Source organism: Mesorhizobium sp. M4B.F.Ca.ET.017.02.2.1 (assembly GCF_003998955.1).
Lineage (GTDB): Bacteria > Pseudomonadota > Alphaproteobacteria > Rhizobiales > Rhizobiaceae > Mesorhizobium > Mesorhizobium abyssinicae.
Genome location: NZ_RZOF01000560.1, coordinates 1 through 2,147, shown reverse-complemented (window position 1 = coordinate 2,147; position 2,147 = coordinate 1). Strand labels below are relative to the sequence as shown.

Genomic DNA, 2,147 nt, shown 5'->3' with positions numbered 1-2,147 from the left:
GTCCTGGATGGAAACAGGAACGCGGCTGTCGTGCTGCACCAGCACGATCGGCGCCGATGGATGGCACCGCATGAAAGCAGCCGCATGCGTATCGATATCCTGCAGGAATTCAGTGTCGATAAGGATCAGGCAAACAGGATGCTCGAATGTGTCGCAGGCCGCGTCCAGGCTTGTAGCCTGTTCCACGACGATGGAGGGAAACTCCCTCTCGATTGCGTAGACGAGACATTCCGGAAAGCTGTCTTCAGACGAAACAGTTAGAAGAATTCTGCGCGCCCAACTGTCTCCCGCACCGCTACCCACGGTGCTGCGCAAATTGACTCTGGACATGGTTGCCACCCCACCCTAGACCAAGACTGTCGATTTTTCGTTCTTTTCCCTTCTGCGATGTTGGGGGCCTCCACCCCACGAACAGCTAGCCTTAATGACTTATACACCAAATTAGGCGCCGCTGATATAGTTCGGACGAGCTATAGCTGATTTTACCGATCTCGCCGCCGATCAGCTGGCCCCGACAGGGCCGTTTTGACCTCGATTCGCGGCGAAATCCGGCCATCTTGCCCCTGTTGGCCACCTCTGCCGCAGCCCGGCCGGACGGGCTAGGCCGAACTGTCAGCTTACAATCACACCCCCGTGGCCACAAACTTCCCGGGTTCCATGCGGGATTGGGGAACATCCAGGTCTCCCCTGTTTGAACGACCGGATCAGTGCTGATCCGGCGCTCGATGGGTGTTGCCTTGGCTGGGCCGCCTCTCCCGGAGTCAAAGGGAGGTATTCAAGCAAACAAATGATGAATGCCGGGTTTCGGACCTCAGTCCCCTCGGTCCGAGAATCCGTTCACCGCATTAGACGCAACGTCCGCGTACGGCCAATAACCGCGTAAGAGAAGAATGCGGTTCGGCGGTCGCGGCCTCAACAGAGGACACGATCATGTCTCTCGACCTCGACAAGAATAATATCAATGCATTCGGCTTGCAGATCGTCGACAGCGAATTCGATATCGGTGACGGCGGTGGCGAGAACGAAAACACGAACCACAACACGAACGACGCCAAGAACGAAAACGAGAACGAAAACAAGGCCTCGAACGAGAACGAAAACAAGAGCGAAAACGAGAACCAGAACGAGAGCAAGTCCTCGAACGAGAACGAGAACAAGGCCTCGAACGAGAATGAGAACAAGAACTCGAACGAGTCCAAGAACGAGAACTCGAACGAGAACAAGAACGTCAACGAGACCAAGGTCGACGTCGACGTCGACGTTGGCGTCAAGCTCGAGGGCGAGCTCGGGAACTCGGATGACGACTTCGCCGACATCTATGCCAACGGCGACATGAAAATCGACACCATGATCAACAACAAGGACGGCAACGTCACTTATGATCCTGGCGACGACGTCACCTTCAAGGACATCCTGAACAATTCGATGACCGGCGCCGGAACCAACACCGCGTCGATCATCAACCAGACCCTGAACATGTATGACAACGACAAGCTCGACAACGCGACCGTCAAGAACGACGCCGATTTCAAGCTTGATCTGAACGCCAAGGGCGGCAATTCGGAAGCCGGCGACGGCATCTCGGCCGGCGGCGGCGGCGGCAGCGGCGGCGATGACGCCAAGGCCAATGGCGGCGAAGGCGGCAATGGCGGCGACGCCAAGTCCGGCGACGTCGAAGCCGGCGACGGCAAGGGCGGCCTGGCGCTCAGCGCGGCCATCGGTGGCGACTCCAAGAGCGACAACAAGGCCGACGCCGGCGACGCCAAGGCAGGCGACGGCGATAGCGGCGACGCCAAGGGCGGCTACGGCGATGGCGGCGACGCCAAGGGCGGCTACGGCGATGGCGGCAACGCCAACGGCGGCGATGGCCTCGGCCTCGGTCTCGGGCTCGGCCTGGGCCTGGGTGTCGGCGCAGCAGAAGCCGGCGATGCCCAGTCGGAAGACGGCGGCGATGCCAAGGCGGATGCCGGCGACGCCAAGTCTGATGGCGGCGATGCCAAGGCCGATGGCGGCGATGGCGGCGATGGCGGCAATGGCGGCGACGTGACCGGCGGCGACGCTAAGTCGGACGGCGGCGACGGCCTCGATGTCGATGGCAAGCTCTCGCTGCTGAACTACGGTGAAGGCGGTGACGCCAAGAGCACGGC

Annotated in this window: 2 pseudogenes; one reads left to right on the top strand and one right to left on the bottom strand. The window is 60.3% G+C overall.

Annotated elements, in window-relative coordinates:
- A pseudogene (locus EN738_RS33720) lies at positions 1–330 on the bottom strand (hypothetical protein); the annotation flags it as partial.
- Positions 331–930: 600 nt separating this feature from the next.
- Between EN738_RS33720 and EN738_RS33715 the strand changes: the two are divergent.
- A pseudogene (locus EN738_RS33715) lies at positions 931–2,147 on the top strand (hypothetical protein); the annotation flags it as partial.